Origin of the sequence: Amycolatopsis vastitatis (assembly GCF_002234595.1) — a bacterium.
Taxonomy (GTDB): domain Bacteria; phylum Actinomycetota; class Actinomycetes; order Mycobacteriales; family Pseudonocardiaceae; genus Amycolatopsis; species Amycolatopsis vastitatis.
On sequence record NZ_NMUL01000030.1, the window covers coordinates 298,697 to 325,400 of the forward strand.

General features: G+C 71.5%; 29 protein-coding genes. 13 read left to right on the plus strand and 16 right to left on the minus strand.

Annotation, left to right across the window (positions count from 1 at the left end):
• Positions 1-37: 37 nt before the first annotated feature.
• The 6 genes from CF165_RS28190 to CF165_RS28215 are packed head-to-tail and all read left to right on the plus strand — an operon-like array spanning position 38 to position 4,857.
• The gene (locus CF165_RS28190) at positions 38-376 is read left to right on the plus strand and encodes a hypothetical protein (protein ID WP_093950588.1); all 339 of its coding nucleotides are present in this window, start codon (positions 38-40) and stop codon (positions 374-376) included.
• Positions 373-1,620: an FAD-binding protein gene (locus CF165_RS28195; RefSeq protein ID WP_093950589.1), complete on the plus strand. Its 1,248-nt coding sequence runs from the start codon at positions 373-375 to the stop codon at positions 1,618-1,620. The genes CF165_RS28190 and CF165_RS28195 overlap by 4 nt, the downstream gene beginning before the upstream one ends.
• Positions 1,613-1,990, plus strand: a complete 378-nt coding sequence (locus tag CF165_RS28200; protein ID WP_093950590.1) for a nuclear transport factor 2 family protein — start codon at positions 1,613-1,615, stop codon at positions 1,988-1,990. Before CF165_RS28195 ends, CF165_RS28200 begins: the two co-directional genes overlap by 8 nt.
• The gene (locus tag CF165_RS28205; protein ID WP_093950591.1) at positions 1,983-2,303 is read left to right on the plus strand and encodes an EthD family reductase; all 321 of its coding nucleotides are present in this window, start codon (positions 1,983-1,985) and stop codon (positions 2,301-2,303) included. Before CF165_RS28200 ends, CF165_RS28205 begins: the two co-directional genes overlap by 8 nt.
• Positions 2,300-3,769, plus strand: a complete 1,470-nt coding sequence (locus tag CF165_RS28210) for a class I adenylate-forming enzyme family protein (RefSeq protein WP_093950592.1) — start codon at positions 2,300-2,302, stop codon at positions 3,767-3,769. The genes CF165_RS28205 and CF165_RS28210 overlap by 4 nt, the downstream gene beginning before the upstream one ends.
• Complete coding sequence (locus CF165_RS28215; protein WP_240521834.1) at positions 3,766-4,857, plus strand: MBL fold metallo-hydrolase; 1,092 nt, start codon at positions 3,766-3,768, stop codon at positions 4,855-4,857. The genes CF165_RS28210 and CF165_RS28215 overlap by 4 nt, the downstream gene beginning before the upstream one ends.
• On the opposite strand, the gene CF165_RS28220 is transcribed toward CF165_RS28215, so the two are convergent.
• The 5 genes from CF165_RS28220 to CF165_RS28240 are packed head-to-tail and all read right to left on the minus strand — an operon-like array spanning position 4,779 to position 9,016.
• On the minus strand, positions 4,779-5,813 hold the full coding sequence (locus CF165_RS28220; protein WP_093950593.1) for a glycoside hydrolase family 113 protein: 1,035 nt from the start codon (positions 5,811-5,813) through the stop codon (positions 4,779-4,781). The two genes, CF165_RS28215 and CF165_RS28220, sit on opposite strands and share 79 nt — an antisense overlap.
• A gap of 11 nt (positions 5,814-5,824) precedes the next feature.
• Positions 5,825-6,064: a helix-turn-helix domain-containing protein gene (locus CF165_RS28225; RefSeq protein WP_158226843.1), complete on the minus strand. Its 240-nt coding sequence runs from the start codon at positions 6,062-6,064 to the stop codon at positions 5,825-5,827.
• 53 nt (positions 6,065-6,117) lie between these two features.
• The gene (locus CF165_RS28230; RefSeq protein ID WP_093950595.1) at positions 6,118-6,846 is read right to left on the minus strand and encodes an SDR family NAD(P)-dependent oxidoreductase; all 729 of its coding nucleotides are present in this window, start codon (positions 6,844-6,846) and stop codon (positions 6,118-6,120) included.
• 8 nt (positions 6,847-6,854) lie between these two features.
• Positions 6,855-7,892 carry a phosphotransferase family protein gene (locus CF165_RS28235; RefSeq protein WP_093950596.1) on the minus strand — a complete coding sequence of 346 codons (1,038 nt, stop codon included), beginning with the start codon at positions 7,890-7,892 and terminating at the stop codon, positions 6,855-6,857.
• Complete coding sequence (locus tag CF165_RS28240; protein WP_093950597.1) at positions 7,844-9,016, minus strand: acyl-CoA dehydrogenase family protein; 1,173 nt, start codon at positions 9,014-9,016, stop codon at positions 7,844-7,846. The genes CF165_RS28235 and CF165_RS28240 overlap by 49 nt, the downstream gene beginning before the upstream one ends.
• A gap of 94 nt (positions 9,017-9,110) precedes the next feature.
• On the opposite strand from CF165_RS28240, the gene CF165_RS28245 reads away from it, so the two are divergent.
• A complete protein-coding gene (locus tag CF165_RS28245; protein ID WP_093950598.1) occupies positions 9,111-9,719 on the plus strand; it encodes a TetR/AcrR family transcriptional regulator in 609 nt (202 codons plus the stop codon).
• Here CF165_RS28245 and CF165_RS28250 read toward each other — a convergent pair.
• From CF165_RS28250 to CF165_RS28265, 4 genes are all read right to left on the minus strand, one after another.
• A complete protein-coding gene (locus CF165_RS28250; RefSeq protein WP_093950599.1) occupies positions 9,716-10,129 on the minus strand; it encodes a YkvA family protein in 414 nt (137 codons plus the stop codon). The genes CF165_RS28245 and CF165_RS28250 overlap by 4 nt on opposite strands.
• Positions 10,126-10,698: a Chromate resistance protein ChrB gene (locus tag CF165_RS28255; RefSeq protein WP_093950600.1), complete on the minus strand. Its 573-nt coding sequence runs from the start codon at positions 10,696-10,698 to the stop codon at positions 10,126-10,128. The genes CF165_RS28250 and CF165_RS28255 overlap by 4 nt, the downstream gene beginning before the upstream one ends.
• 41 nt (positions 10,699-10,739) lie before the next feature.
• On the minus strand, positions 10,740-10,952 hold the full coding sequence (locus CF165_RS28260; RefSeq protein ID WP_093950601.1) for a three-helix bundle dimerization domain-containing protein: 213 nt from the start codon (positions 10,950-10,952) through the stop codon (positions 10,740-10,742).
• Positions 10,953-11,074: 122 nt separating this feature from the next.
• Complete coding sequence (locus tag CF165_RS28265) at positions 11,075-11,668, minus strand: DM13 domain-containing protein (protein ID WP_093950602.1); 594 nt, start codon at positions 11,666-11,668, stop codon at positions 11,075-11,077.
• Between the two features lie 467 nt (positions 11,669-12,135).
• On the opposite strand from CF165_RS28265, the gene CF165_RS28270 reads away from it, so the two are divergent.
• The 3 genes from CF165_RS28270 to CF165_RS28280 all read left to right on the plus strand — a co-directional run bounded on the left by CF165_RS28270 (position 12,136) and on the right by CF165_RS28280 (position 14,638).
• Positions 12,136-13,197, plus strand: coding sequence for a hypothetical protein (locus CF165_RS28270; protein WP_240521835.1), 1,062 nt, complete (start codon positions 12,136-12,138; stop codon positions 13,195-13,197).
• Positions 13,198-13,269: 72 nt separating this feature from the next.
• Entirely contained in the window at positions 13,270-13,815 is a 546-nt protein-coding gene (locus tag CF165_RS28275) for a SigE family RNA polymerase sigma factor (RefSeq protein ID WP_093950603.1), read from the plus strand.
• Complete coding sequence (locus CF165_RS28280) at positions 13,808-14,638, plus strand: hypothetical protein (RefSeq protein WP_093950604.1); 831 nt, start codon at positions 13,808-13,810, stop codon at positions 14,636-14,638. The genes CF165_RS28275 and CF165_RS28280 overlap by 8 nt, the downstream gene beginning before the upstream one ends.
• A 60-nt stretch (positions 14,639-14,698) precedes the next feature.
• On the opposite strand, the gene CF165_RS28285 is transcribed toward CF165_RS28280, so the two are convergent.
• The 5 genes from CF165_RS28285 to CF165_RS28305 all read right to left on the minus strand — a co-directional run bounded on the left by CF165_RS28285 (position 14,699) and on the right by CF165_RS28305 (position 20,761).
• Entirely contained in the window at positions 14,699-16,396 is a 1,698-nt protein-coding gene (locus CF165_RS28285; RefSeq protein ID WP_240521836.1) for an enoyl-CoA hydratase-related protein, read from the minus strand.
• Between the two features lie 186 nt (positions 16,397-16,582).
• Positions 16,583-17,863, minus strand: a complete 1,281-nt coding sequence (locus tag CF165_RS28290; protein ID WP_240521837.1) for an MFS transporter — start codon at positions 17,861-17,863, stop codon at positions 16,583-16,585.
• 99 nt (positions 17,864-17,962) lie between these two features.
• Entirely contained in the window at positions 17,963-18,769 is an 807-nt protein-coding gene (locus CF165_RS28295) for a class I SAM-dependent methyltransferase (RefSeq protein WP_158226844.1), read from the minus strand.
• A gap of 19 nt (positions 18,770-18,788) precedes the next feature.
• Entirely contained in the window at positions 18,789-19,322 is a 534-nt protein-coding gene (locus CF165_RS28300; RefSeq protein WP_093950607.1) for a TetR/AcrR family transcriptional regulator, read from the minus strand.
• A 110-nt stretch (positions 19,323-19,432) separates the two neighbouring features.
• A complete protein-coding gene (locus CF165_RS28305; RefSeq protein WP_093950608.1) occupies positions 19,433-20,761 on the minus strand; it encodes an MFS transporter in 1,329 nt (442 codons plus the stop codon).
• A 189-nt stretch (positions 20,762-20,950) separates the two neighbouring features.
• Here CF165_RS28305 and CF165_RS28310 point away from each other — a divergent pair, with 189 nt between their 5' ends.
• The gene (locus CF165_RS28310) at positions 20,951-22,156 is read left to right on the plus strand and encodes a cytochrome P450 (protein WP_093950609.1); all 1,206 of its coding nucleotides are present in this window, start codon (positions 20,951-20,953) and stop codon (positions 22,154-22,156) included.
• A 13-nt stretch (positions 22,157-22,169) separates the two neighbouring features.
• Here the strand turns inward: CF165_RS28310 and CF165_RS28315 are convergent, their stop codons facing one another.
• Both CF165_RS28315 and CF165_RS28320 read right to left on the minus strand, forming a co-directional pair.
• The gene (locus tag CF165_RS28315) at positions 22,170-23,531 is read right to left on the minus strand and encodes an MFS transporter (RefSeq protein WP_093950610.1); all 1,362 of its coding nucleotides are present in this window, start codon (positions 23,529-23,531) and stop codon (positions 22,170-22,172) included.
• Between the two features lie 71 nt (positions 23,532-23,602).
• Entirely contained in the window at positions 23,603-24,088 is a 486-nt protein-coding gene (locus CF165_RS28320; RefSeq protein WP_143268690.1) for a hypothetical protein, read from the minus strand.
• On the opposite strand from CF165_RS28320, the gene CF165_RS28325 reads away from it, so the two are divergent.
• Positions 24,087-25,514, plus strand: a complete 1,428-nt coding sequence (locus tag CF165_RS28325; RefSeq protein WP_093950612.1) for a hypothetical protein — start codon at positions 24,087-24,089, stop codon at positions 25,512-25,514. The two genes, CF165_RS28320 and CF165_RS28325, sit on opposite strands and share 2 nt — an antisense overlap.
• Before the next feature lie 20 nt (positions 25,515-25,534).
• Positions 25,535-26,503, plus strand: a complete 969-nt coding sequence (locus tag CF165_RS28330; protein WP_143268692.1) for a tetratricopeptide repeat protein — start codon at positions 25,535-25,537, stop codon at positions 26,501-26,503.
• Positions 26,504-26,704: the final 201 nt, after the last annotated feature.

A 26,704-nucleotide genomic window follows, 5' to 3' on the forward strand; every position in this document is an offset into this window, starting at 1 on the left:
GAGAGTGACCGTGGCGTTGCGAGAATATCTGTCCTGTATGGACGGACAGGACCCGGCAAAGGCCCTCGAGCTGATGGAACCGGACCTGCGGTTCCTGATCGCGCTGCCCTCCGGCGAGGTCGCCGGGACGTCCAAAGCGGACTTCGCGGCTTACATCGGCAGCCGCAACCCGGTGGACCGGGTGCACGAAATCCTCCGCTACTGCACCGACGGCGACACCGAGATGGTCTACGGCGTCGTCACCGAAGCGGGTGAACCGGTCGGGGCCTTCCACTCGGCCGCGGTCGTGTCGCCGAACGGCCTGCTGGCTCGCTACCAGGCGTTCTTCAGCACGACTTTCGCCCTGATCGACTGGCCGGAAGGAGCACGCCGATGACGGAAGACTTCGACGTCGTCGTGCTCGGAGCGGGGCTCGCCGGGTTGTCCGCGGCCGTCACGGCGGCCATCGGCGGCGCCCGCACGCTGGTCGTGGAACGCGCCCCGGTGATCGGCGGCTCCGCGGCGATCTCCGGTGGTTACGTCTGGGCCATCGAGGACGAGGCCGCGCTGCGCCGGGAGGACCCCGGCCGGTACCAGCGCCACGGCATGCTGGTCGTCGACGGCTACCACGACGCGATCGCCTGGCTCTCCGGGTTCGCGCCGCCGCTGACCGGCGTCGAACGGGCACTGGCCGGACGCGGGCACAAGTTCGACCTGCCGGTCCTGCTCGCCCACCTGACCCGGGCGCTGACCGCGGCCGGCGGCCAGGTCGTCGTCGACGCCCGAACCGAGGAGCTGACGCGGGAAGGTGGCGGGTACCTGGCCAAAATCACGACCCCGGCCGGGCCGCGGCCGATCACCACGCGGTCCGTCGTGCTCGCGACCGGCGGACGGCAGGCCGACCCGGACGTCCGGGCCGGGCTCGTCGGCGGCGGGTTCGTCCCGCCCCTGCGCGGCAACCCGTGGTCCCGCGGCACCGGGGCGGCCCTCGCGGCCGGGCTCGGCGCGTCGGTCAACACGGCGAACACCGGCTTCTACGGCCACCTGTTCGCCGACGGCGCCGAGCCGCTCAGCCCGGTCGACTACATCGCCTTCGCGCTCTACCACAGCGACCACGGCGTCCTGCTCGACCCGGCCGGCCACCGGTTCACCGACGAGACCCGCGGCGACCACAACAACGCGATGGCGCTCGCCGCCCACGGCGGCCGGGGCCTGCTGCTCTGGTCCGAAGCCGTCCAGCGCGCCGCCGCCGAGACACCGTTCGTCCCCGGCAGCCCCCGCCTCGACCGCTGGGCGTTCTCCCGGGACCGCGGCGGCCACGTCGGCGTCGCGGACAGCGTCGACGCCCTGCCGGTGTCGCTGGACGCCGAAGCCCGCACGCGCCTCGGCGACGGACGCGTGTTCCACGCCGACGTCGTCCCGGCGATCACCTTCACCTTCGGCGGCGTCGAAGCCGACACCGACGGCACCGCCCTCGACCGCACCGGCACCCCCATCGACGGCCTTTATCCCGCCGGCGCCGACCTTTCCGATGTGTATAACGAGGGTTACGGCGGCGGTCTCTGCCTCGCCGTGGTGTCCGGCCGCCGCGCCGGGCGGCTGGCGGCCCGCCGGACCGGCAAGGAGGCCGAACGTGTCTGAAGCGCCGTTCCTGACGAAGTGGTTCGAGATCATGGACAGCGACACGCCGTCGCGGATCCTGGACCTGATCGACGACGACTTCACGTTCTCCATCCTGTTCTCCACCGACGGCCGCGCGACGGACTTCGCCGGCGGCCGCGAGGCGATGGAGGGTTACCTCGCCCAGCGCGAGAAGGGCACGCTCACCCACCACCCACTCGCCGTGAGCTCGACCGGTCAGGCCGAGTTCTACCTCGGCGAGGTCCGTCGCGCGGGGGCGGTCGTCGCCAACTACGTGGCCGCGGGCCAGGTCGGCTCGTCCGGACGCCTGGAACGCCTGATCATCGGACGCTCGCCCGGCGTCCGGTTCGCGGGAGGTGCCGATGTTTAACCTGGTGCTGCTGGCCGCCAAGCCGCCGGACTGGACCCACGAGCGGTTCATCACCTGGTGGCGAACCGACCACGCCGAGCTCACCTACCGGCTGCCGGGCCTGCGCTCGTGGCGGCACACCGAGGTCGAGGCGGCGCTCGAACCGCGCTCGGAGGGCTGGGACGGCGTCTCGATCCTCGGCTTCGACACCGAGGAGGACCTGCGCAAGGCCCTCGCCAGCCCGGAATGGGCCGAGGCCGTCGCCCAGGTCGGCGACATGCGCGGCCGCCGGATCGCCGTCCTGGGCACCGAACGGGAGATGTTCGCCGGATGAAGGAAGCCGTCCAGGATTTCCGCAAACGCGCCGAGCAGGCCGACTTCGTCGCCGTCATCGACGACGACGGCGAGCACACCGCACGCGAGCTGCTGACCCGGGCCGAGATCCTCGCCGACGTCCTCGGCCCGCGGGCGACCGCGCTGGTCCAGGCCGACAACACCTGGCGCACGGTCGTCGCCGCGCTGGCCACGGGCCTGACCGGCGGCGTCCTCGCCGTGGTCAACCGGCACACGACCCGGGCCGAGTTCGCGGCCGCGTGCGACGACATCCGGCCGGACGTCGTCGTCGCCGAACCGTCCGCAATGGACGAATGGGACGTCGCGGCCGTGCGGCCCGGTGGCACCCGGCCCGCGCTCGACCGCTGGTCCGCCGTGTCGGGTGCGGGCCGGAGCGACCCGGAACGGTGGAACGGCGGCGTGTTCATCGGGCTGACGTCCGGGTCGACGGGCCGGGCCAAGGGTGTCGTCCAGTCCGAGGCGGCCCTGCGCTACGCCTGTTCGTGCACGATCGAGATCAACGGCCTCCGGCCCGGCGACGCCGTCGCGGCGATCGTGCCGCTGTCCTCGACGGCGGCGTTCTGCTTCGGCGTCTACTGCTCGCTGCTGCTCGGCGGCCCGCTGGTCCTGACGGCGAAGTGGGATCCGCCCGCGGTGGTCGCCCGGCTGGCCGAGACGGAGACCCGCTGGACGATGTGCGTCCCGACAATGGCGCTCCAGCTGGCGGCCGCGGGCGCGCTGCCGGGCGTCCGGTCGATCACGGTGGGCGGCGGGCCGATGGACCGCGTCGCGCTCGAGCGGGCCGAGACCGTGCTGGGCACGAAGATCTTGCGCGTGTTCGGGATGTCCGAGTGCCTCGGCCACACCTCACCCCTGCCGGAGGAGTCCGCGGAGATCCGGCTGGGCCACGACGGACGGCCGTTCCCCGGCACCGAGGTCCGGGCGGTGTCGCCGGACGGCGTCGTGCTCGGGCCCGGCGAGACCGGCCGGGCGCAGGTCCGGGGGCCGTCGCTGTTCCTCGGGTACGCCCGCAGCGGCCGTGTCGAGCCGCCGGAGCTGACCGAAGACGGGTTCTTTCCGACCGGAGACCTCGTGGTGTCCGGTGTGGACGGCCTGATCACGATCATGGGCCGGGAGAAGGACGTCATCATCCGCGGCGGCCGGAACATCGACGTCACCGAGATCGAGCGGGCCGTCGCCGGCTACGAGCGGCTGGACCAGGCGTGTGTGGTGCCGGTCCGCGACGACGTCCTCGGGGAACGGGTGGCGCTGCTCGCCGTCCCGCGCGGCGGCGCGCCCGTCGAGCTCGACGACGTCACCGGCTACCTGCGGGAGGCCGGGCTGTCCAAGACCAAGTGGCCGGAGTTCGTGTACCTGGTGGACGCGCTGCCGCAGACGAAGGTCGGCAAGCTCGACCGCGCGGGCGCCCGCGAGCTTGCCGACGGCCTGCACACGGGGGTCTCATGAGTCTCGACCGCGGGAAGTGGGCCACCGGCGGGCCGGAGACGGTCGCGCCGGGGGTCCACCGGATTCCGCTGCCGCTGCCGAACGACGGCCTGCGCGCGATCAACGTCTACCTTCTGGAGGAGCCGGAAGGGCTGGTCCTGATCGACGCCGGCTGGTCGATCCCGGAGTCCCTGACCGTGCTGGAGGCGTCGCTGGTCGAGCTGGGGCACCGGCTCGACGACCTCACCGACGTCTACGTCACCCACATCCACCGCGACCACTACACGCAGGCCGTCGAGCTCCGGCGCCGGTTCGGGACGCGGGTGCACCTTGGCGCGGGCGAGCGCCCCGGCCTCGAGCTGCTGGCCGCGCTCCGCACCGACGTCCCGGTGACGTCGCTGGAGGTCCTCCGCCGCGGCGGCGCGCCCGACCTGGCTTCGCGGATGGCGGAGGGGTACGGCGAGTTCGACGCGTCCGGCTGGGAGCCGCCGGACCGGTGGCTCGACGCGGGCACGGTGCCGCTGCGGCACCCGCTGCGGGTGGTCCCGACGCCCGGCCATACCCGCGGGCACGTCGTCTACCTCGACGCGGCTCGGGGACTGCTGTTCTCCGGCGACCACGTGCTGCCGCACATCACGCCGTCGATCGGCTTCGAGCTGGGGGAGCCGGGCCTGCCGCTGGGCGACTACCTGGACTCGCTGCGGCTGATGACGACGTTCCCGGACACGCGGCTGCTGCCCGCCCACGGCCCGGTCGCCGCCAGCACGCACGCGCGCGCCGAGGAACTGCTGGATCATCACGACAAGCGGCTCGCCGAGACCGAGGACGCCCTCGGCGCGGGCGCGCGGACCGGCTACGCCGTGGCCGAACGCCTGACGTGGACGCGGCGGGCGATCGCGTTCGACGACCTGAACGACTTCAACCGGATGCTGGCGGTGAACGAGACCGTCGCCCACCTGGACGTCCTGGCCGCTCGCGGCCGGGCCACGGTGTCCGAAGTGGAGGGTGTGGCCCGGTATGCCCTGACTGGTCAGGTGTCGGAGCAGGCGCCGAAGAAGCCGGCGACGGCGTGGAACGACTCCTTGGGTTCCCACGGCAGGTCCGGGTAGGTCGTCCCACGACCGCCGTCGTAGGTCTTGACCAGGCTCAGCGCCCCCATGTCCAGGTCGTGCCGGGGATCGCGGCTGTGGGTCGACAACTGCTCGACGAAGGTGCAGACGAACGCGCCGTCGACACCGGCGGCGTCGAGGATCTCCAGGTCCTCGACGATCCTCCTCGCTTGGAATGCTTCGTCCCGAACATGTCCGTCGGTTTTCAAGCGGGGACGGACGAGCCGGCCGACGAGCGGGACCTGGTGCAGCGCCACGGTTTTCCAGTCCACCGGGAGCCCGGTGCCCAGGGTGCCGTCCCGGTCGGCACCTCGATACGTGCGCATGCCGAACTCGGTGACGACGACGGGTTTGCCGACGGCGGACAAGCGCCGGAGCGTGCCGAGGTAACGGTGTTCGGTACGGGTGTCCCGGTAGTGATCGACACCGACGATGTCGAACAGGTCCCAGTCGACGTGTTCGAACGGCAGCGAGGCATAGGTGAGCGGGCCACCGAACGCGCCCCGCGCCTGGCGGGTGGCGCGCGCCAGGAACGACGCCAGGGGCGCTCTGTGCCGGCCGGCCCGGACTTCACCGGAGACGTTCGCCAGCCGGCGGAGAAACGTCCGGCCCGGAATGATGCCGCGCATGAACAGGCTCGACTCCGTGGCCACGCTGAACACCAGACGATCGGGCCACCGCTGCCGCAGCCGTTCGGCTTCGCGGGCGGCCGCGGTGATGTGAGCCAGCGTCCGCTCCGGGTCCTTGTCCCACAGCTCGGGCGAAAACCAGACCTCCAGGCCCAGCGCGAGGGCGGTTTCGGTGGCGAAAGTGAGGCGGCCGAGGTCCCGGCCGCAGATCTTGACCGCGGTGCAGTGCAGATCGTCCCTGATGATCCGCAGTTCACGACGCACGACCTCCGGATGGAAGACGGGACGCCAGTTGAGGCCCAGTACGCGGCCCACGTCGTAGAGCACGCCCCGGCACCTCATCGTCGCGGCCCGTCCTCGCCGACCGCGGCCATCTTCTGGATCGCCTGCCGGCTCACCCCCAGCTCCCGGGCCAGGTCGGCCTGGGAGAAACCGGCGGCCAGCAGGGTGTCGATGAGGCGCCGGCGTTCGCGCGCCAGCTCCCGTGCGATGCGCGCGTGCTCGAGAGCCGCGGCCCGGACCTCCTTCAGCCGGTCGACGAGTTCGGCGTGCTCCGGTAGTTCGGGGTGCTTGCTCACCCGGGTCATGGTGACAACCCCCCGTTGTCATGTCAACCCCCGGTTGTCATGTGTCAGCGGGCGGTCCAGCCGCCGTCGACGTACAGCTCGGAGCCCGTCACGAAGCTCGCGTCTTCGGAAGCCAGGAACGCCACCGCGCCCGCCACTTCGTCCGTGCGGCCGAGGCGGCCGAGCGGGGTGCCGTCGACCATCGCCGTGTGGCGGGGCGTGCCCTCCCAGAGCTTCCGGGACAACGGTGTCTCGATGAACCCGGGGTGCACCGAGTTGACGCGTACCCCGCGCTTTCCCCAGTGCAGGGCCGCGTTCTTGGTCATCAGCCGGACCGCGCCCTTCGCGGCGTGGTAGGAGAAGTGCGTCCCGAAGCCGCCGACCGTGCCGAAGATCGAGGCGATGTTGACGATCGAGCCGCCGCCCGCGCGTTCGATCGCCGCGCCCGCGTGCTTCATGCCGAGCCAGACCCCGCGCTGGCTGACGGCGATGACCTTCTCCCAGGACTCCAGGGTCTCCGTCTCGACCGTCGCGGGCTCGCCGATGCCCGCGTTGTTCACCAGGACCGTCAGCCGGTCCAGCTGGGCGACCGTCGACTGCCAGGCCTCTTCCGACGTGACGTCGAGGGCCAGGCCGACGGCATCGGGCAGCTCGGCAGCCAGGGCCTCACACCGCGAAGCGTCGACGTCGGTGACGACGACCCGGGCGCCTTCCGCAGCCAGTCGGCGCGTGATCGCCTCGCCGATACCGCCCGTCGCGCCGGTGACGAGCGCGATCTTTCCGGACAACCGCATGCATCCTCCTAGGTGAGCAGGCCGAGACCCGCGCCGATCAGGTGGGGCACCGCCCCGCCGACGTCGTCGAAGCCGGTGCCGACGGACTGCCCGGCCCGGTGGCGGGCGTGGATGCCTTCGGCGATGACGGCGAGCTTGAACCAGCCGAGTGCCTGGTAGAACGCCAGTTCCGTGAGGTCGCGGCCGCTGCGCCGGGCGTACTGCCCGGCGAGGTCCGCGGCGGCCGGGAAGCCGGGGTGCGCGGTCGGGACGTGCCGGACGCCGAGGACGGGCGCCACCCGCGGGTCCCAGTACACGAGCAGCAGCCCGAGGTCGGTGAGCGGATCGCCGAGCGCGGCCATCTCCCAGTCGACGATCGCCGCGATCCGCGAACCCGTCCCGAGGATCGTGTTGTCCCAGCGGTAGTCGCCGTGCACGAGCGCGGCGCCGCTCTCCGGCGGCGTGGCCTTCACGAGCCGCTCGTGGAGCTCGTCTACTGTGGACAGTTCACGGGTGGCGACCCGGTCCCACTGGCCACGCCAGCGCCGGAGCTGGCGGCCGAGGAAGCCTTCGGGACGGCCGAACGCGCCGAGGCCGATCTCCGCCGGGACGAGCGCGTGCAGCTTCACCAGCTCGTCGACCAGTGCCGTCGTGTACCGGCGGACGTCGATCTCCGGCAAGGACGCGCCGTCGCGCAGCACCGGTCCGTCCACATGCGACACGACCGTGAAGGGCGCTCCGAGTACCGCCGGGTCTTCGCACGAGACGACCGTGCGGGGGACCGGGACGTCGGTCGGGCCGAGTGCCGCCATCACGCGGAACTCGCGCCCGACGTCGTGCGCGGTCGGCGTGAGGTGCCCGAGCGGCGGGCGGCGCAGCACCCAGCGGTGCGTCCCGTCGGTGACGGCGTAGGTGAGGTTGGAGCGGCCGCCGTGGATCAGCTCGATCGCCAGCTCGCCGCGGAATTCGGGAATCTCGCGCTCGAAATAGCCGCGCAAGGCGTCGACGTCGACGCCGGTCATCGGACGGCCGCGCGGGCCTTGGACGCCCGCCGGGCGATCGCCCACCGGTGCGTCTCCGACGGGCCGTCGTAGATGCGGAACGGCCGCACCTCCCGGTACAGCCGCGAAAGCGGGGCGTCCGCGGAGATCCCGAGTGCGCCGCAGATCTGGACCGCGCGGTCGACCACCCGGTGCACGGCCTCGGCCACGAACGTCTTGGCGATCGACGTGTGCTGCGCGCCGGGACGTCCCTGGTCGAGTTCCCAGCAGGCGCGCCACAGCAGCGCGCGGGCCGCCTCGATGTCGATTTCGGAGTCGGCGATCAGCTGCTGCACCATGCCGAGCTCCTCGAGCGGGCGGCCGAACGCCGACCGGCTCGCGGCGCGGTCGAGGGCGACGTCCTGCGCCCGGCGCGCGATGCCCAGCCACCGCATGCAGTGGGTGAGCCGCGCGGGCCCGAGCCGGACCTGGGCGTAGTCGAAACCGCGGTCGACCTCGCCGAGCACGGCCTCGTCGCCGACTTCGCAGCCGTCGAAGGCGATTTCGCTGTGGCCGCCGAAGAGTCCTTCGTCGAGGGTCGCGATGTTCCGGACGATCTTCATGCCGGGGTTACCCGCGTCGACGAGGAACATCGTCGCGCCACCGGCGTCGCCGGGCGCGCCGCCGGTGCGGGCCATGCAGATCGCGAACGCGGCCCCGTCGGCACCGCTGATGAACCACTTCCGGCCGTCGATCCGCCAGCCGCCGGTGATCCGGGCCGCTGTCGTGCTGAGGGCCCGCGGGTCCGAGCCCGCGCCCGGCGCCGGTTCGGTCATCGCGAAGCAGGAGCGGATCTCCCCGGCCTCGAGCGGGGCCAGGTAACGCTTCCGCTGGTCTTCGCCGGCGACCTTCGCCAGCAGGTGCATGTTGCCCTCGTCGGGCGCCGCGATGTTCAGCGCGAGCGGGCCGAGCAGGGAGTAGCCGGCGGCCTCGAACACCACGGCCTGGCCGCGCAGGTCCAGGCGCAGGTGCGGGGCGAAGACCCCGGCGTCCCGCGCGGCCTGCTGCAGCCGGCGCCGGAGTGGTTCGGGTCCGTCGTGCAGCACGCCGTCGCAGGCCTGTTCCTCGGGGACGACGACCTCCCGGACGAACTCCCGCACGCGTCCGGCGAGCCGGGCGACGTGCTCGTCCACAGTGAACTCGATCGGCATCGGCGCCTCCCTTGGCTAATGACTATTAGCCATGAGACCGCCCGGTCTCCGTCGAAGTCAAGACAATGTGGCTAATTGACGCTAGCCTGACGGCATGAAGGTGGAACGCCCCCATCGCCCCGGCGACGTCGCGGCCGGGCTGCCGGCCGACCGGGCCGCGGCCATCCGCCTGGCGGCGCTGCGGCTGTTCGCCGCGCAGGGCTACCGGGCGACGACGATGGCCGACATCGGTGCCGCGGTCGGCATCCGCGGGCCCAGCCTGTACAAGCACGTGTCCGGCAAGCAGGTGCTGCTGGCGGAGATCATGCTCGGCACGATGGACACGCTCCTGGCGATGCACGCCGAGGCGGTCGACGGCGTCACCGACGTGACCGAACGCCTGCGCCGCGCGGTGGAGGCGCACGTCCGCTACCACGCCCGGCACCGTCTCGAAGCGTTTGTCGGCAACCGCGAGATCGGCAGCCTCGAGCAGCCGGACCGGGTCCTGCGGCTGCGCAGTGCGTACGAGCGCGGGTTCCGCGAGCTGATCGAACGCGGTCTGGCGGAGGGCGTCTTCGGCGTCCGGTCGGCGCGGCTGGCGTCGTACTCGATCCTCGACATGGGCATGGGCGTGGCGAACTGGTTCCACGACAGCGGCGAGTTCTCGGTGGACCAGCTCGCGTACCAGTACGGCGACCTGGCCCTGCGGATCGTCGGCCGCTAGGCGCGGATCCCGGTCAGGCGGGCCAGTGCGGCGAAGCCGTCGTCGGTGCCGGGCCAGTGGGCGCGGACGGCGTCGAGCCCGGCGTGGCGGACGACGCCGCGGAGGACGGCGGTGACGATGATGGCGTCGTCGGCGTAGCCGAGGACGGGGATGAAGTCGGGGATGAGGTCGATGGGCAGCGCGAGGTAGGCCAGCAGCAGCCCGAGCCGGATGCGCACGCCGCGGGGGAGGGTCTTGTCGGCGGCCAGGCGCCGGATGAGCCGGAGGACGTCGGGCAGCAGCCGCAGCGCTTCCCGCAGGAGTCCGCCACGCGGCCGGATCACGAGCAGGGCCGCGACGAGGACGAGCCACGCCAGCAGCAGCGCGGCGGCGACGCCGATGAGCAGGTCCCACCAGAACGAGCCGGTCACGGGTGCTTCACCGCCCCGGGACCGGGAGCTTCGGCGTGCAGGGCGGCTTCTTCGAAGGCGGCGAGTTCGGCGGCGGCCTGCTCGATCCCGTCGCGGGCAGCCTGGCCGGTCGGGGCGCCGAAGTAGTCCCGGGCGGCGATCTTGTCCAGCCAGCTGCGGAAGCGCTGCAGGTCGGCTTCGGATTCCTCGACTTCGGCGTAGGTGGCGTTGCCGCATGCCCGCTCGTCGGCGAGTTCCTGCCGTAGCTCGGGCAGGCGCTCGAGAACCTCCGTGTATTCGGCGTCGCGGGCGGCGTTGATTTCGGCGATCACCGCCTGCTCGTCGGCCGGGTCGGTGAAAGCCATCGGCAGCACCCGGGCGGTGCCGCCCTGGTGGCGGACCCGGTCGGCCAGCCGCCGGATCTCCCGGACCACCGGCGGCCGGGCGGGCAGCAGGCACACCGACTGCTGCAGGTACAGGGCGCCGAGCGAGCGAAGTTTCCGCCACACCTGCACCCGCAGCGAGTCCGGCGCGCCCGCGGTCGAGACGCTGACCACCAGCCAGCCCCGATTGCTTGGTTCGGACGTCACATGGCAACGTTACACCCGTAACACGCGTGGCCGTCCGGGTTTCAGGGAGTGGCCAACGCGGCTCGGACCGCCCGCTCGACCAGGATCGGCACGAAGGCGTGGATCCGGGCGCCGGCGAACCGGGCGCGTTCGCGGTCGACCATCGCGTGCAGGCGGATGCGGGTGACGTTCGCGTAGTCCTGGCCCAGGCGGTCCTCGAGCTGGGCGAGGTGGGTGTCGAGCTGCTCGGAGGCCATGGTGTCCAACGTGCTCATCGCTCACCTTCCGGTCGGCCGTGGTACGGAGAACATGCCCCATGAGACGACGGGGAGATGAACCCGAGGTGAACAGGAAAAGTTCACGGATTACCGGGAGATGAGGGCGCCCGCCGTCGGCCTCACGGGGACGCGACCGGTGCCGGGTACTGGGTCAGTGCCGCCGCGCCGAAGGAGACGTCGAAGCGCTCGCACCAGATGCTCACGCTGGTGTAGGCGGTCAGGTCGGTGCCGGCGGGCAGCGGGTAGTTCTGGTTGCCCTTGTTGCCTTTGAGGCTGCCCGCGTCGAGGTGCCTGCCGTCGTCGAAGACGGCCCAGCCGTCCTTGCCGGGTTTCACCGGGGCGTCGGTGAGCCAGACGTGCACGTCCGGGCCGCTGCTCGTGTCGAGGTTCTCCAGGCGCAGCACGAGAGAGCCGCCGGTCGTGCGCAGGATCCGGACGGTGCCGGTGGTGCGGTGCTCGTGGCTGATCAGCGTGCCGGTCGCAAGTTCGGTCGGCGCGGCCGGCGCGGACGGCGACGATGATGAAGGCTGCGATGGCTGAGTGGACACCGGAGCGGGCGCCGGTGCGGCGGCCGGCAGATCCTCCTGCACGGTTTCGTTCACCACCAGTTGCCACGGCTGGAACCAGAACAACCCCGCCGCGACGGCGACCAGGCCCGTCACCAGAATGCCCGAGATCCAGGGGCGGGTGAGCAGGCGCCGCACGCGGTTCATCCTCGTTCTCCTTCGTCTTCGTCCCGGTCACTTCATTCAACGGGACGAATCGCCCAGTGACGTCCGGTGCGCGGTTACCGATCTCTTACGTGGGCTTGCCGCCGCAGGACACCGAATTCGTCGCCGCCGACCGGATCTTGACCGCGACCCGGGTGCTGGCCCTCGCCATCGTGTCGTTCCTCGTGGCGGCCTTCAACATCTGTTACCTGCTGCCGACGCGGACGCTCGAGCTGTTCGCCCGGGGATCAAGCGGGAATCGACCGGGAGATCGTGGCCCAGGCGGGCTATCCGTTCGCTATCGAGGAGGACGCCGCCCCGGCGTGGGGCGGCGAAACCTGGCGAGTGCGGCGGTCACGCCGGTGCCTGGCCCCGCTGAAGGCAGGAGCCCGTGCGGCGCTGCCGGAAGGGTTCCGAGGGCCGGGTAGGCTGCCGCGGCCGAGCACTCGTACGGACCGGGGGACACAGCCATGGACATCGCTTCCGGGGTGGACCGCGTCCGCGTTCACGAACCCGTGCCGAACGTGCCGTCGGGGGCCGAGCCGCTGTTCGCCGGGTACATCCGGCGGCTGACCAAGGCGACCGTTCTCCGCGTGGTGCTCAGCGGTGCGCTTCTCGCCTTCGGCGTCCTGCTCGCGTTGACCGAACGGCGGGGCAGCGCGTTGCCGTACGTCTACTTCGCCGCCTTCGGCGGTTCGCTGGCGATGTGGGCCTACGTCCTGAGCGTCTACCGGCGGGTGCAGCGCCTCTTCGGAGAGCCGTACCACCGGCTCGACGTCGCCCCGGACGGGGTGCAGGTGAAGGGGTCGCGGGTGTCCGTGCGACTGCCGGACGGGCGGTGGCTGCGGACCCGGCTCGCCGACGGGCCGCGGATGCAGCTGGCCGGCGAGCGGCGGCTGTGGGTGCTCGGCGGCGGGCGGCGGGTGTTCGTCCGCCTGCCCGGCGCGATGTGGTTGCGGGCCGGGCGGATCGAGGACGCGCCGCTGCCGGGGGCGACGCCCGCGGAACTCGTTTCACGCCACCCGACGCCGCCGCGGCGTGATCCGGTGCTTGCCGCGCATCAGGCGTTCCAGGTCCGTCGGGCGGTCGTTTCGGGGGTGACGTTCCTGGTGCTGGGCGGGGCGGGGTTGGCCGTCGTGGCGAACGTGCGGGTCGACCCGTTCGTCATGGTGGACCCGGCCGCGGTGGGCGGCGTGGCCGGCGGCAGCGCGGTGCTGGTGTTGATGGGGCTGATGATGTTCGTCGGCTTCCTGCGGATCCGCCGTCCGATCACCGAGGACGTCTGGGTGGAGCTGCAGGTCGCGCTCGACACGCTGTTCGTGCCGCCCGCTCGTGGCGTGGCCCGGCTGACCGGCTGGGCGCTGCACCCGGACGGACGGCAGACGCGGTTCCGGCTCGTCGCCGACGTCTCCTTGGCCGCGAACGTGGCGGCGACCGGTCAGCTGTGGTTGCGGGGCTACCCGCAGCCGGGCAAACCGGCGCGGGCCGGCCTTCCGGGTTATCCCTGTGCGGGCAGCTTCCGCCTGGCCTGAGCCCGGATCGCGGCCACACTTTTTTCGGCCGCCATGGCAACCGGGCCGGACCGGGCGGCGTTATTACCAAGCATGTTGTTCAATCGACAGGCTGGGCTGCAGCCGGATCCCGGCTTCGAGGAGTTCGTCCGCTCGCGGTCGACCGCGTTGCTGCGTACGGCGTTCCTGCTGGTCGGCGACCGCGGTCATGCCGAGGATCTGGTGCAGACAGCGCTGCTTCGTACCGCACTGAAGTGGCGTAAGGCCCAGGGGAAACCCGAGGCCTACACCCACCAGGTGCTGGTCAACCTCGTCCGGGACCGCTGGCGGCGGTCCCGACGGCGAGTGGCCGAAGACCCGGTGGCCGCCTTGCCCACGGCACCAGCGGACCGCCGCAACCTCGCGGACGCCGTCGTCGATCGCGCGGTGCTGATGAGAGCCCTCGCCGAGCTGCCGCCACGGCAGCGTGAAGTGACGATCCTGCGCTTCTTCGCGGATCTGTCGGTCGCCGACACGGCGGCCGCGATGCGGACCTCGGAGGGCACCGTCAAGTCCTACACCAACCGGGCCCTGGCCCAGCTCCGCGAGTCGCTCGGTGTCCCGCTGACCACCAACGCCATGGAGTCGAACCGTGCCTGAAAACACCGAAGTACTGCGCAGCGCGCTGCGCGAAAGCGTCACCGATGTCGCCGCGACGCCGGAGGTCCTGTTGCCCGCGTTGCGGAAGCGCTACACCCGGCGGGTGATCGCGCGGCGGGCCGGGCTGGCCGCTACGCCGCTCGTGGTCGCCGCGGCCGTCGCCGGTTCGGTCGCCCTCGTGCCGGGCTCGGGGCACTCCGTCCCGGCCTCCGGGACCACCGTCGCCACACCGGTGCTGGACGTCGCCTACGTCACCGCCAAGGTGACCAGCGCGCTGGACAACGCCGGCCGCGACGTGATGTACCTGAAGGCGGACCCCCGCAAGGTCGGCGAGCACACGGTGGACGAAAGCTGGGTGGCCGCCGACGGCTCGGCCATGCGCCAACGTCTCACCCGCGGCGGTGAGGTGATCACCGACGAGCAGTTCACGCCGGCCGGCATCCTCGTCGTCCAGCACACCCTCAAGCGCTACTACCGCATACCGGACCACGGCTCCGCGGTCACAACGCCCGACGGGTACAGCAGGGCGGGCGTTCCCCTGCCGGGCGAGATCAAGAAGGCAGTGGGCGCCGGGGCGCTCACCCTCGTCGGCAACGAGGTGATCGACGGCAAGCCCACGATCCACCTGCGGCTCAGCGGCTCGGGCACGGTGCCCGGCTTCGTCAAGGACGCGTTCTCCGACCTGTGGGTTAGCCAGTCCAGCTACCTGCCGGTCCGGATCGGCTCGGGCGAGAGCCGGCAGGACTACTCCTGGCTGCCCCCCACCCCGGAAAACCTGGCCCTGCTGACGGCACCCATCCCGGCCGGCTACACCGGCCCGTGACAGGTCCGTTTTCGGCCCGCTCCCGCAGCGGGCCGAAAGCGGCCGGGTCCGTGACCGTGGTCAGCTCACGGGTGCCATCCGGGGGAGCCGCGGGGCCGGCAGGTGGGGCGTTTCCGGTGCGCCCGGGCCGGTCGGCTCTCCGGTGAGGAAGGCGCGCCTGGCGTTGGCGAAGCCGTGGCGGTCGTCGAAGATGTCGTGGCTCATTTCGGCGAGTTCCCGTACCCGGTAGGTGTCCAGGGGTCTGCGTTGTTCGTCGGCTTCCCGGGTGGCGCGTTTGCGGCGGAGCAGGGCCTCCGTCCGCCCGCCGGCGGCCAGTTCGGTGGCGTAGTCCAGTGCGGCCGCGGCGAATTCCGTGCGGTCGGCTCCGGCGAGGTGGTCGACGAGCCCGATCTCGGCCGCTTCGGTGGCGGTGATCGGCTCGCAGTGGGTGGTCAGCCGGTGGGCTTGTTCGTCGCCGACGCGGTGCGGCAGCACGTAGGTCCAGTACTCCGAGCCGTACAAGCCCATCTTCCGGTAGTGCGGGTTGAGCAGGACACCGTCCCGGGCGATCACCTTGTCGGCGCCGAGCGCCAGCATCACTCCACCCGCGCCCGCGTCGCCGGCGAGCGCCGACACCACGAGCTGGCCGGTGCAGCCGATGATTTCCCGGCACAGGTCGTCGATCGCGGTGATGTTCCGCCACGCCTCCGCCGCGGGATCCGGATGGGCGTCGATGACACCCAGGTGCAGGCCGTTGGAGTACACCTCGCCGCCCGCCAGGACCAGGACGGCGGTGTCTTGCGCGGCCGCGTGGCGCACAGCCGCCGCGAGCCGGCGGCACTGCGGCGTGGACATCGCGCCGTTGTAGAACGCGAAGTGCACCAACCCGACCTTGCCCACCCGCCGGTAGCCGACTTCCCGGAGGCTCGGCGGACCGGCGATCTGCGGCACGCCGGGAAGGCTGCTCCCGAGCGCGAGGGCGGCGGGGAGCTTGACCGTCGTGCCCGGGGCCTCGGGGGCCAGCCGCCGCGCGTGCCCGATCCACAGTGCGCCGTCGCCGGTCCGGACCAGGAGCGCACCCTGCCGGCGTCCCGCGATGGTGCCGGGCTCACCGGGCGAAGCGTGTCCGGGGTGGGCGTCGAACACCGCGACCGGCACCCGGGCCAGCTCGGTGTGCACTCCGGGACGGCCGTCCGCGGCGCGGATGCGGCGCAGGATGTGGCCGGCCGGGTCACCCCAGGAGAAGGCCCGGTCGGCCTGCCGGACCAAGGGGCGGTCCGTGCCCGCCCGGTGGTCCTGGCGGCGTGGCGTGAACCCGGGGTCTTCGGCTTTGGCCGCCACCTCGCCGATCAGGCTCAGGGCGGCGTCGGTCACCTCGGTGTTGTAGAGGGTGCTCTTGCGCGGCGGATCGGCCGGCATCCGGAACACCCGCGTGCCCCAGATCGGCCCGCCGTCGAGTTCGCCGGTGGCCTGCAGGGCGGTCACGCCCCAGGTGGGCTCGGCGTCCATGATCGCCCAGTCGAGTGCGGACGGGCCACGGTCGCCTTCCGGGCCGGGATGGATGATGATCGTGCGGTAGCGCCGCCAGACCACCTCGGGAACCCGGCGGCGCAGGAACGGGCAGATGATCAGATCGGGGTCGGTGGCCGCCGCCGCGGCGGCGATCTCCTGCGGATCGCGCACGATCCCGATCGCGACGCGGTGGCCGCGGGCGCGCAGGTGGAGCCAGGCGCGCTGGCTGAGGCCGTTGAACGCCGAGCACAACAGCAGAATTTTCACCGGGCCTCCGTCCGGCTATTCGACAATGGTCGACGCGACCGGTCGACGGTACCCGAAGCGGCGACGGACGCGACGCGGCCAAAGGTGTAAGTGCCTTCGGCCAACCGGGCTGTTCGGACAGTCGACCCCTATCCGTCAGTGAATTCGAAGCCGATGCGACAGCGGATCTCCGTCCGGGAAAAACAATTATGGCGATTGTTCGGAGATATTTCTCCGTGACGTCGTCCGCCGCGCTGTCCCCGCGGCGGCCAGCAACAAGATTGCGAACAGCACATAGGAGGCCAGTAGCCCGGCGGACCCGCCGGTGGAGCTGAGGGTGCCGCCGACCGCCCGGCCCAGCAACTGCCCGGTGCACTCGGCCGTGATGACCGCGGTGGCGAGTTCCGCCGCTGTGAAGCCACTCGTGCCCGCGGTCGTCGCCCTGATGTACAAGCCCGGATACGCCAGTCCGACACCGATGCCGCCGACGGCCCAGGCGGCGACCGTCACCGCGAACGGGATGGCGACCACCAGCCCCGCGGCCGGCACGGCCGTTCCGAGGGCGGCCAGGCCAAGGCCGGCGGCCGGCAAGCGGTGCTTGCCGCGCTCGGAGGTGAACCGGGCGGCGAACAGGCTCGTCACGCCCCAGCCCAGCGGGGCGGCGCTCAGGACGACCGCGGCCTGCCCGAGGCTCATCCCCAGGCCGGCCGTCAACAACACGGTGATCAGGCTGTCCGCGCCGAAATAGCCGACCGCGAACAGCGCCATCGTGCCGAGGGAAGCCGGAGTCCCCGGCCGGAAACGCGCGGTCCCCTCGGGCAGGACCGCGATCGTTCCGGCCAGCGCGACCGCCGCGCCGGCGATCGCGAGCGGCCACCACCCCATGCTCAGCACCACCCCGGCGGCACCCACCGGGATCAACAGCGTTCGCGCCGGCGGACGGCGTCCGGACTCGTCCGGCGGGTCGCCGCCGACGGCGCGGACCACGAGCAGGCGCCCGAAGAGAACGAACGGCACCGGGACGAGCAGGGTCCACCGCCAGCCCACGAGGTGCTCCAGGCCCAAGGTGGCGGCCGGACCGACCAGCGCCGGGAGGATCCACATCGCCGAGGACGCCGCCACCACGCGCATGCGCACGCGCTCGTCGAGGTGCCGGATCGCGGAACTGATGCCGAACACAGCCAGGAGGCCACCGGCGAGCCCGTTCGCGAACTGCCCCAGTGCGAACATCCACGCCGTTCCCGCGGTCGCAGCCAGGACGAGCCCGCCGATGTAGGCGAGGATTCCCGTTCCCAGGGTGCCATTGGTGCCGAGGAGGCGGAGAAAACGGCTCGCCAGCGGCAGCGCCACGAACAACCCGAGTGTCGATCCGGCGATCAACAGAGCCAGGCTGTTGCGCGCGTTCAGATCGGTGGATACGACGGGTAAGAGCGTGGAGGCGACGAAATTGGTCACCGCGGCGGCGAACTCGAGGGAGAGGATTCCCACGGCGAGAACAATTGTCCCCGTCCGTTCGTTGAGTCGGCCGTCCGTCATTCTGACACTGTAAGCGGCGAGCGAAGGACGGTCGTCATGGCGGCGGGCCGGTCATCGCCGGGCGGTGATCATGCGGCAGGTCGCCGGGACACGGTAGCCGCCGGACGGCGTCCGGTGTTCGTCCAGAGCGTCGTTCATCGCCTGGCGAGCCGACGCACGCCGGCCGTCGTCGAGACTGTCGAAGAACGGCTTGAGCGGGCCGGCGCCGGTGTCGAAGTGCCACCAGCTCTCGAAGCCGGGACATTCGGTCTCCCAGGAGAACCACGACGCCTGGATGTCCGTGAAGCCGGCGTTCGCGAGCTGTCGTTCCAGGGCACCCGGCCGTGCGGCGTCGGCGAAGAGCGCCTCGAACTCGGGCACGGTGCCCTCCGGGAGGACCCGCCGCAGCACCGGGAGCCCGATCCCCGTGTAGGGGCTGGCGGCCAGGTCGGTCCACGTCGCGAGGCTCAGGATCCCGCCGGCGCGCAGGACGCGGGCCGCTTCTCCGGCCGCGGCGTCGAACGGGGCCGTTCCCGCGAGGAGCAGGCCCATCCGGGAGGTGATCGCGTCGACGCTGCCGTCGGCGAAGTCGAGATCGGTCATCGGCATCGGCGTGAACTCGACGGTCAGGCCGGCTTCGGCGGCCTTGGCGCGAGCGGCCGCGAGGAGTGCGAACTCGGTGTCGATTCCGCTGATCCGCAGTCCGGGTCTCCGGCGAGCCAGCGACAGGCTCGGTTCTCCGGTGCCGCAGGCGACGTCCACGACGTGGGCTCCGTCGGGGAGGGCGTCGAGGGGGGTCAGGAGCGGGTCGGTGATCCCGGCCAGGTACGGCAGGCTCAGGTCGTGGGCGGCCGCGACCGCTTCTTCGGTGTTCGTCACGTCAAGATTCCTTTGGGGGTCAACGATTCGTGGAGATGCCACGCAGGACCAGGGCCAACGGCCGCGCCCAGCCGCCTTCGCCGCCGGCCGCGGCGATGCCCTCGGTGAGGGTCAGCAGGTCGGCGACCTGGACGTCCGGCTCGACGCGCCCGCTTTCCTGGCACCGCCGCAACACCGTCGCGGTGTTCCGGAAGACTGCGGCACGCCGGTCCTGGACGTCCTGCCGGTCCATCAGGCGCTGCCCCGCGATCCGGTGCAGGTTCCTGTCCCGCACCAGCGACTGGACGAAATGCGTCAGCAACGCCGTGAGTCCCTCGACCGGGTCGGCGGCGGCCATCGCCGCCTCGACGGCGTTCTCGGACTCGTCCAGGCAGCGCAGGAGCACGGCTTCCGCCAAGTCCTGTTTCGCGGGGAAGTGCCGGAACATGGTGGCCGAACCGACGCCCGCTTCCTTGGCGACAGCGGCCATCCCGCATTCCGGCCCTTCGCGGCTGAAGCAGAGTGAAGCGGCGTCCAGGATGCGCTCACGATTGCGCCGCGCGTCCGAACGCATGCCTTCACTCCTCACCCATCACCCGGACGCTGCCGTGCCCCGGTCCCGGCGGCGATCGCCACCGTAGCACAACCGAGAGTTCGCGTCTCCGTTTCTGGGTGGGGTGCCGATCAGCCGGCGGGGGCGGCGGACGAGCGCAGGCCGTGCTCGTAGGTCTCCGCGAGGCCGAGCTGACAGCCGAAGGTGATCAGGGCGATGACCACGGCGTAGATCGTCACCGACCACGACGACCCGGTCGCGCCGTACAGGGCGGTGGCGACCAAGGGGAACACCGCGCCGCCGAGGATGGTGCCCAGCTGCAGGCTCAGCGAGGCTCCGCTGTAGCGGACTTCGGTGGGGAACAGCTCGGCGAAGAACGCCGGCTGCGGCCCGATGTAGGCGGCCTGCAGCACGAGCATCACCACGAGGTCGACCAGGATCAGCGGGACCGACGCCGTGTCCGCCAGCGGCAGGAACACCGCGGCCCACACGACCAGGGCGGCACAGCCGATGGTCATGACCCGGCGCCGGCCCCACCGGTCCGACCACCGCGCGAACAGCACGACCGTGGCGGCGAAGGCGACCGAGGCGATGATCAGCAGGGTGAGAACGGTCGGCGTGGGCACGTGGAGCTGCTTGTTCGCGTAGGAAACGAAGTAGACGATCACGAGGTAACCCAGGCCGCCGATGCCCAGGTACGTGCCCGCCGCGAGCAGGACCGTGCGCGGGTGGCTGCGGAGCACGTCGACCAGCGGTGCTCGGCGGTGCGTGCGTTCGGCCGCCAGCGTGGCGCGGAACAGCGGGCTCTCCGCGATGCGCAGCCGGACGAACAGGCCCACCCCGACCAGCACGGCGCTCGCCAGGAACGGAATCCGCCAGGCCCAGTCGGCGAACTGCGCCTGGCTGGCCGTCCCGGAGACCACCAGGAAGACCAGGTTCGACAGGATGATGCCGGTGGGCAGGCCGAGCGCCACGAAACCGCCGAAGAAGCCGCGACGGCGTTCGGGTGCGTGTTCGACCGCCATCAGCACGGCCCCGCCCCACTCGCCGCCCAGCCCGAACCCCTGCACGCACCGCAGCACGACGAGCAGGATCGGGGCCCACACGCCGATCTGGGCGTACGTCGGCAGAACGCCGATGAGGAACGTGCTGCCGCCCATCAGCATCAGCGACCACACGAGCATCGACTTGCGGCCGACGCGGTCCCCGAAATGGCCCATCACGATGCCGCCGAGCGGCCTCGCCGCGAAACCGATCGCGAATGTCGCGAAAGACGCGAGCGTGCCGGCGAGCTCCGATGCGCGGGGGAAGAACTGCGGGCCGAAAACCAGGGCCGCCGCCGTGCCGTAGATGAAGAAGTCGTACCACTCGATGGTCGTGCCGACCGCCCCCGCGAAGGCCACCCGGCGGGCTTCGGTGGTGCCGGAATTTTCGGTCTGGCCGGAAGTGCTGCTCGACATGGAGCCTCCTGCCCAGGCTTCGCGCCAGTGGGAGTCCGTGCCCGATTAAGTTATATTCCCGTTTGACGGCCGTCAAAGCCGCGGCCGGTCCCGATGCGCCGATCGGCCGATTTCCGGGTGCACCCGAATGCACCGGGCCGTCGTCGAATACCTCGCTCGATGCCGAGCCGGAGTGGAACAGGAGTGCCGATGGACACGGCCGCGCGTGAGCCTCTCCCGTACCCGTTCGGAGCGCCGGTGGCGTTGGAACAGCACCCGCGCTTCGACGATTTGAGGCGAAGCGAAGGGCCGGTCCGCATCACGATGCCTTACGGCGGCGACGCCTGGCTGGTGACCCGGTACGAGCAGGTGAGGTTCGTGCTCTCCGACCCGCGCTTCTCCCGCGCGGCGGCGGCCGGCGCCGACGTCCCGCGGGCGCGGCCCGGTTTCGAGCCGGTGGGCAACCTGCTGTGCATGGATCCGCCGGACCACAGCCGAATCCGGTCCCTGGTCGCGAAGGCCTTCACCGTCCGCCGGGTCGATCGGCTGCGGCCTCGCGTCCAGGAGATCGTCGACGGGCTGCTCGACGGGATGATCGCGGCCGGGCCGCCCGCCGACTTCGCCGGATCGGTGGCGTGGGAGCTGCCGGTGCAGGTGATCTGCGAGCTGCTCGGGGTTCCGCTCGCCGACCGCGGGTTGATCCGCACGTGCACGGAGACCATCGTGGCCGTGGGCAAGGACGTCACCCCGGCGGACGTCACCGGCGCGCGCGACGGGCTGGTCGGCTGCCTGACGACCCTGATCGACCGCCGGAAGGCCGAGCCGGGGGACGACCTGCTGACCGCGCTCGTGGCCGCCCGCGACGAAGACGACCGGCTCTCGGACCGCGAACTGCTCATGCTCGGCATCGCCCTGCTGACCGGCGGCCACGAAACCACCGCGAACCAGATCGGCAGCTTCGTCTACCAGCTGCTGTCCCAGCCGCATCTGTGGAACACGCTGGTCGGCGACCCCGGGCTGGTCCCGGCGGCCGTCGAGGAGCTGCTGCGGTTCGTGCCGCTGGTGACGGTCACCGATCTGGCCCGGATCGCCACCGAGGACCTCGAGATCGGCGGCCGGGAGATCCGCGCCGGGGACGCGGTCCTGGTCCAGCTGGATTCCGCCAACTGCGACGAGCAGGTGTTCCCGCACGCCGGGGAAATCGACTTCGGGCGGAAGGTCAACCATCACCTCGCGTTCGGCTTCGGCGTGCACCGCTGCGTCGGCGCGCCACTCGCCCGGCTGGAGCTGCGCGTGGTGCTCGAGACGCTGGTCCGGCGGCTGCCGGGCCTGCGCCTCGCGGTGGCCGCCGGGGACGTCGAGTGGTCCGCCGGCGGCCTGATCCGCGGTGTCCGGGAGCTGCCGGTCGCCTGGTGAGGGACAGGCCGGGTCAGTCGGTGGCGGGGGAGTCGGCCGTCACCGCGCTGGGTTCCCCGGACTTCAGCTTGGCTCCCAACGCGATCGCCAGCAGGGCGCCGGCGACCATGCACGCGCCGACCACCCAGAGGCCCGTCCGCTGGCTGCCGGTCAGGTCGCGCAGCCAGCCGGTGATGTAGGGCGCGGCGAAACCGCTGACGTTGCCCAGCGAGTTGATCAGCGCGATCCCGCCGGCCGCGGCCGAACCGGCCAGGAAGCTCGAGGGCAGCGCCCAGAACGTCGGCAGCGCCGCGCAGACGCCCACCGCGCAGACGGTGACCGCGGCCATCGCGGCGTACGGGTTGCCGAGGTAGAGCGCGATCGGGATGGCGATGCCGCCGATCAGCATCGGGAGCGCGACGTGCCACGTCCGCTCGCGCGTCCGGTCGCCGTGCCGCGCCCAGATCACCATGACCACCGCCGCGACGGCGTACGGCACCGCGATGACCAGACCGGCCTGGAGCACCGAAAGCTTGGTGCCGAACTGCTGGCCGAACCCGGCGACGATGGTCGGGAGGAAGAAGCCCAGCGCGTAGAGGCCGTAAGCGATCGCGAAGTAGACGAACGCCAGCCCCAGGATCCGCGGGTGCGTGAGGGCTTTCCGCAGCGTCCAGTGGTGCTCGGTCTCCTTGGCCTGCCGTTCCCGTTCCAGTTCGGCGACCAGCCAGTTCCGCTCGTCCTCGGTCAGCCAATTCGCCTTTTCCGGCCGGTCGGTGAGGTAGAACCAGGTGACGAACGCGAGCAGGATCGCCGGAATACCCTCGACCAGGAACATGAACCGCCAGCCGGCCAGGCCGAAGACACCGTGGCCGTTGACGATGAGCAGGCTGGAAAGCGTGGAGCCGAGCGCCGAAGACACCGGAATCGCCGTCATGAACAGCGCGACCGCCTTCGCGCGCTGCGCCGCCGGGAACCAGTACGTCAGGTAGAGGATGATCCCGGGAAAGAACCCGGCTTCCGCCACGCCGAGCAGGAACCGCAGGATGACCAGCGTGGCCGGGTTGGGCACGAAGGCCATCACGGTGGCCACCACACCCCAGGTGATCATGATCCGGGCGATCCAGCGGCGCGCGCCGAACCGGTGCAGCGCCAGGTTGCTCGGCACTTCCAGGATCAGGTAGCCGAGGAAGAAGATGCCGGAGGCGAACCCGAACGCGGTCGCGGTCAGGCCCAGTTCCTTGTTCATCCCGTTCGGACCCGCGAAGCCGATGTTGACGCGGTCCAGATAGTTGACGAAGTAGAGCAGGGCCAGGAACGGCATGATCCGGATGGCGACCTTGCCCACCACCCGGTTACCGGCCTCGGAGGGAACCGCGGCATGTTCGATCGGTTTCATGACAAAGTTCCTTCTGGCGGTACCGCGAGGCGGCACGTGATTGGCCGGACCTGGCATTGCTGAGCGAGTGTTTAACACAGGGCCATCCGGGGGATCAAGGCAACCCGCGCACCGGAGCCGGCCGAATCGGTTGCGGCAGCCGCCCGGACGGTGCCCGGCAGGGAGGCGCCGGGACGTCGTCGCGTCCGCTGCCGAGGCGCGCGGTGTGTTCGGCGGGAAGAGCGGAAACCGGACGCCCGGTTTCGCCGGTGTTCAGCCCGCTGGACTTCACCGAGGCGGAAATCGTCAAGGGAGTCGGCATCGTCGCCCGCGGCCGGCTGATGCCGACCGTGCCGCTGCTGTCGGGACTGGGCATCGACGCGGTCCTCCAAGGCGGCAGCCTCGGCCTGGAACGGACGTTCGCCGCGAACGAACTTCCGCTGCCGAAGCCGTTCACCGCCTCCGGCGAGGTGACGGTCTTCGCCGGTCTCGACGACGGCGGGGACGCGAAAGCCTCGGTTACCGGCACCCTGAAGTTCGCCCTGCCCGGCGTGGCCCAGGGCGAGATCGACGTCCATGGGTGCGGAAGGCTTCGAACTGAGCGGGAAGCTCGACTTCGACAGCAAGCTTTTCGACCCGGCCCAAGCCGCCTTCACCTACAAGAAGATCAACGGCGAGCACCAGTGGGGCCTGTCCGGGCTCCTCGGCGTCGGCGGCGGCAAGGTGCCCGGCATCAAGTCCGGTCAGCTGGCCGTGCACTACGAAAACCAGGTCTTCACCGCGACCGGTGACGCCCAGCTTTCCGTCCCCGGCCTCGAAAGCGGCAAGCTCGACGTCAAGTACGGCGAGCAGGAAGGCCTGACGATCGGTGGCGCCTTCCAGCTGTCGAAGGACGTTCCCGGCATCGAAAGCGGGTCCATCGACGCGACCGTGTCCCGCAAGCCGCCCGCGAACCAATGGCAGCTTGCCGCGCACGGCACGGCGAAACCCAAGATCCCCGGCGTCGACGCGACGCTCACCGCGTCCTATGAGGACGGTGTCTTCACCATCGAGGGCGACGCCGCCTACGCACGCGGCATGCTTTCCGGCAGCATCCACATCGGAGTCGGCAACCAGCCGCCGGCGCCCGGCGGACAGCCCGGCGAAAAACCGGGCGGGAAGCCCGGCGCCGCGCCGGGCCCGGGTTCCGCGCTGTCGGTCCACGGCGGTGGCCGGCTGACGCTGCGTCTCGCGCCCTGGCTGGAGGCGACCGCCGCCGTCCAGCTCGACCGCGAGGGCCAGGTGCGGCTCGACGGCGAAGTCAAGCTGCCGGACGCGATCGACCTGTTCCCCGCCAAGGGGATCAAGAAGAACGTGCTCACCGTCGGTTTCGACATCCCGATCGTCGGGATCGCGGTGTTCGGCCAGCGCGTCGGCATCTTCGCGACCATCCAGGGCGGTCTCGACGCCGAGGCCTCGGTCGGCCCGGGCCAGCTGCGCCAGCTGGGCCTCAAGGTGCACTACGAGCCGGGCAAGGAAGAGAACACGTCGATCACCGGCGGCGCGCAGCTGCACGTGCCCGCCGAGGCCGGCCTGCGGCTGTTCGTCCGCGGCGGCATCGGCGCGGGCATCCCGCTCGTCAGCGCCGAGGCCGGCCTGGAGATCGGCGGCAAGCTGGGCCTGCAGGGCGCGTTCGACGCGTCGACGCAGATCAACTGGACCCCGAAGCAGGGCCTGGTGCTCGACGCGCGGGTCGACCTGACCGCCGAGCCGAAGTTCGTCTTCGACGTCACCGGCTTCGCGAAGGTCGAGGTCGGCGCGTTCGGCTTCACCAAGGACCTCTACGACAAGAAGTGGAACCTGGCCGCCTTCGAGTACGGCTCTGGCCTGCGGATCGGCGTGCACGCGCCGGTGCACTACGAACAGGGCAAGCCGTTCTCCTTCTCGCTCGACGACGTCAAGTTCGAGCTGCCGAAGGTGGATCCCGGCCGGATCCTGCAGGACCTCGTCAAACGCATCGCCTGACTCACGTGGAGGACCCGACCATGAACGCACCGGCCACCGAGCTGGAACTGGGAGTGCTGCGCCACCTGCGCGGCGACCTCGAGGGCGCCGAGGAGCTCTACCGCGTGGCGCTGGCGGCCGAGCCGGAAAACCCGGTCACGCTGAACAACCTCGGCTTCGTGATCGCGCAGTCGGGCCGGTTCGCCGAGGCCGTCACCTGGTACGAGCGGGCCCTCGACCTGGACGCGGACCGCGCGGTCGCCCACCTCAACCTCGGCAACGCCCGCGCGGCGCTGGGCGATCTCGACGGCGGCATCGAGGAGCTCCGGCGGTCCGCGGAACTCGCCCCGGACAACGCGACCGCGTTCGACAACCTGGGTCAGCTCCTGCTGCTGGCCGGTCGTTACGCCGAAGCCGAGACGACGTGGACCGAAGCCGTGCGGCTCGCGCCGGGCGACCCGGCGCCGCGGACCGCGTGGGCGACCGTGGTCGCGGCGCGCGGGAGGCTGGGGGAGGCGGTGGAGATCCTCTACCAGGCACTGGCTCTCGACGACGAGTACGCCCCGGCGTGGGCGCAGCTCGGCGCGTTGCTGGTGGTGCGGGGCGACCTGGCCTCCGGTTGCGACGCGCTGAGCCGCGCCAAAACGCTCGCCCCCGCGGACACGGACGTCCGCCGGCACCTGGCGGTGGCGCTGATGTCGCTGGGCCGCCGCGACGAGGCGGCGGCCGAGCTCACCGAACTGCTCCGCGTCGATCCGGCGGCGACGGAAGCCCGCGTCGACCTGGCCGTGCTGCACCTGGCCGCGGACCGCCCGTCGGCGGCGCTGGCCCTGCTCGACCGGGCACTGGAGAAGGCGCCGGACGACGACCGTGCGCTCCTGCACCGCGGCCTGGCGTTGCGCGAACTCGGCCGGACGAGCGAAGCGGACGACGTCCTGCGCGCCCTGGCGGAGTCCGGAAGCGCTTACTCGTCCCGTGCTTCGGAGCTGTCCGAACCAGACGTGAGGTGACGCGTGGACGCGGGGGAACGCCCCGGGTTGCCCGGCTGTGATCAATCCGACTTCGGTGCAGCCTATTCGCCGGGCAGCGCGTGTTGTGGCCATGAAACTGAGAACAAGATTCTTTGCTGTCGTCACGCTCGCGTTGTCGGTGGTCCTGGCCGGTGCCACGGAGGCGCCGGCCGCCCCCGCCCAGACCGTGGAGGTCGCCGT

Excerpts from the sequence above, each read along its gene's own strand:
- CF165_RS28245 (WP_093950598.1), top strand. The coding sequence starts at position 9,111 with ATGAAGGTGGAACGCCCCCATCGCCCCGGCGACGTCGCGGCCGGGCTG.
- CF165_RS28270 (WP_240521835.1), top strand. The coding sequence starts at position 12,136 with ATGGACATCGCTTCCGGGGTGGACCGCGTCCGCGTTCACGAACCCGTG.
- CF165_RS28190 (WP_093950588.1), top strand. The coding sequence starts at position 38 with ATGGACGGACAGGACCCGGCAAAGGCCCTCGAGCTGATGGAACCGGAC.
- CF165_RS28215 (WP_240521834.1), top strand. The coding sequence starts at position 3,766 with ATGAGTCTCGACCGCGGGAAGTGGGCCACCGGCGGGCCGGAGACGGTC.
- CF165_RS28275 (WP_093950603.1), top strand. The coding sequence starts at position 13,270 with ATGTTGTTCAATCGACAGGCTGGGCTGCAGCCGGATCCCGGCTTCGAG.
- CF165_RS28205 (WP_093950591.1), top strand. The coding sequence starts at position 1,983 with ATGTTTAACCTGGTGCTGCTGGCCGCCAAGCCGCCGGACTGGACCCAC.
- CF165_RS28230 (WP_093950595.1), bottom strand. The coding sequence starts at position 6,846 with ATGCGGTTGTCCGGAAAGATCGCGCTCGTCACCGGCGCGACGGGCGGT.
- CF165_RS28210 (WP_093950592.1), top strand. The coding sequence starts at position 2,300 with ATGAAGGAAGCCGTCCAGGATTTCCGCAAACGCGCCGAGCAGGCCGAC.
- CF165_RS28325 (WP_093950612.1), top strand. The coding sequence starts at position 24,087 with ATGGGTGCGGAAGGCTTCGAACTGAGCGGGAAGCTCGACTTCGACAGC.
- CF165_RS28310 (WP_093950609.1), top strand. The coding sequence starts at position 20,951 with ATGGACACGGCCGCGCGTGAGCCTCTCCCGTACCCGTTCGGAGCGCCG.
- CF165_RS28320 (WP_143268690.1), bottom strand. The coding sequence starts at position 24,088 with ATGGACGTCGATCTCGCCCTGGGCCACGCCGGGCAGGGCGAACTTCAG.
- CF165_RS28240 (WP_093950597.1), bottom strand. The coding sequence starts at position 9,016 with ATGCCGATCGAGTTCACTGTGGACGAGCACGTCGCCCGGCTCGCCGGA.
- CF165_RS28260 (WP_093950601.1), bottom strand. The coding sequence starts at position 10,952 with ATGAGCACGTTGGACACCATGGCCTCCGAGCAGCTCGACACCCACCTC.
- CF165_RS28315 (WP_093950610.1), bottom strand. The coding sequence starts at position 23,531 with ATGAAACCGATCGAACATGCCGCGGTTCCCTCCGAGGCCGGTAACCGG.
- CF165_RS28265 (WP_093950602.1), bottom strand. The coding sequence starts at position 11,668 with ATGAACCGCGTGCGGCGCCTGCTCACCCGCCCCTGGATCTCGGGCATT.
- CF165_RS28305 (WP_093950608.1), bottom strand. The coding sequence starts at position 20,761 with ATGTCGAGCAGCACTTCCGGCCAGACCGAAAATTCCGGCACCACCGAA.
- CF165_RS28330 (WP_143268692.1), top strand. The coding sequence starts at position 25,535 with ATGAACGCACCGGCCACCGAGCTGGAACTGGGAGTGCTGCGCCACCTG.
- CF165_RS28300 (WP_093950607.1), bottom strand. The coding sequence starts at position 19,322 with ATGCGTTCGGACGCGCGGCGCAATCGTGAGCGCATCCTGGACGCCGCT.
- CF165_RS28195 (WP_093950589.1), top strand. The coding sequence starts at position 373 with ATGACGGAAGACTTCGACGTCGTCGTGCTCGGAGCGGGGCTCGCCGGG.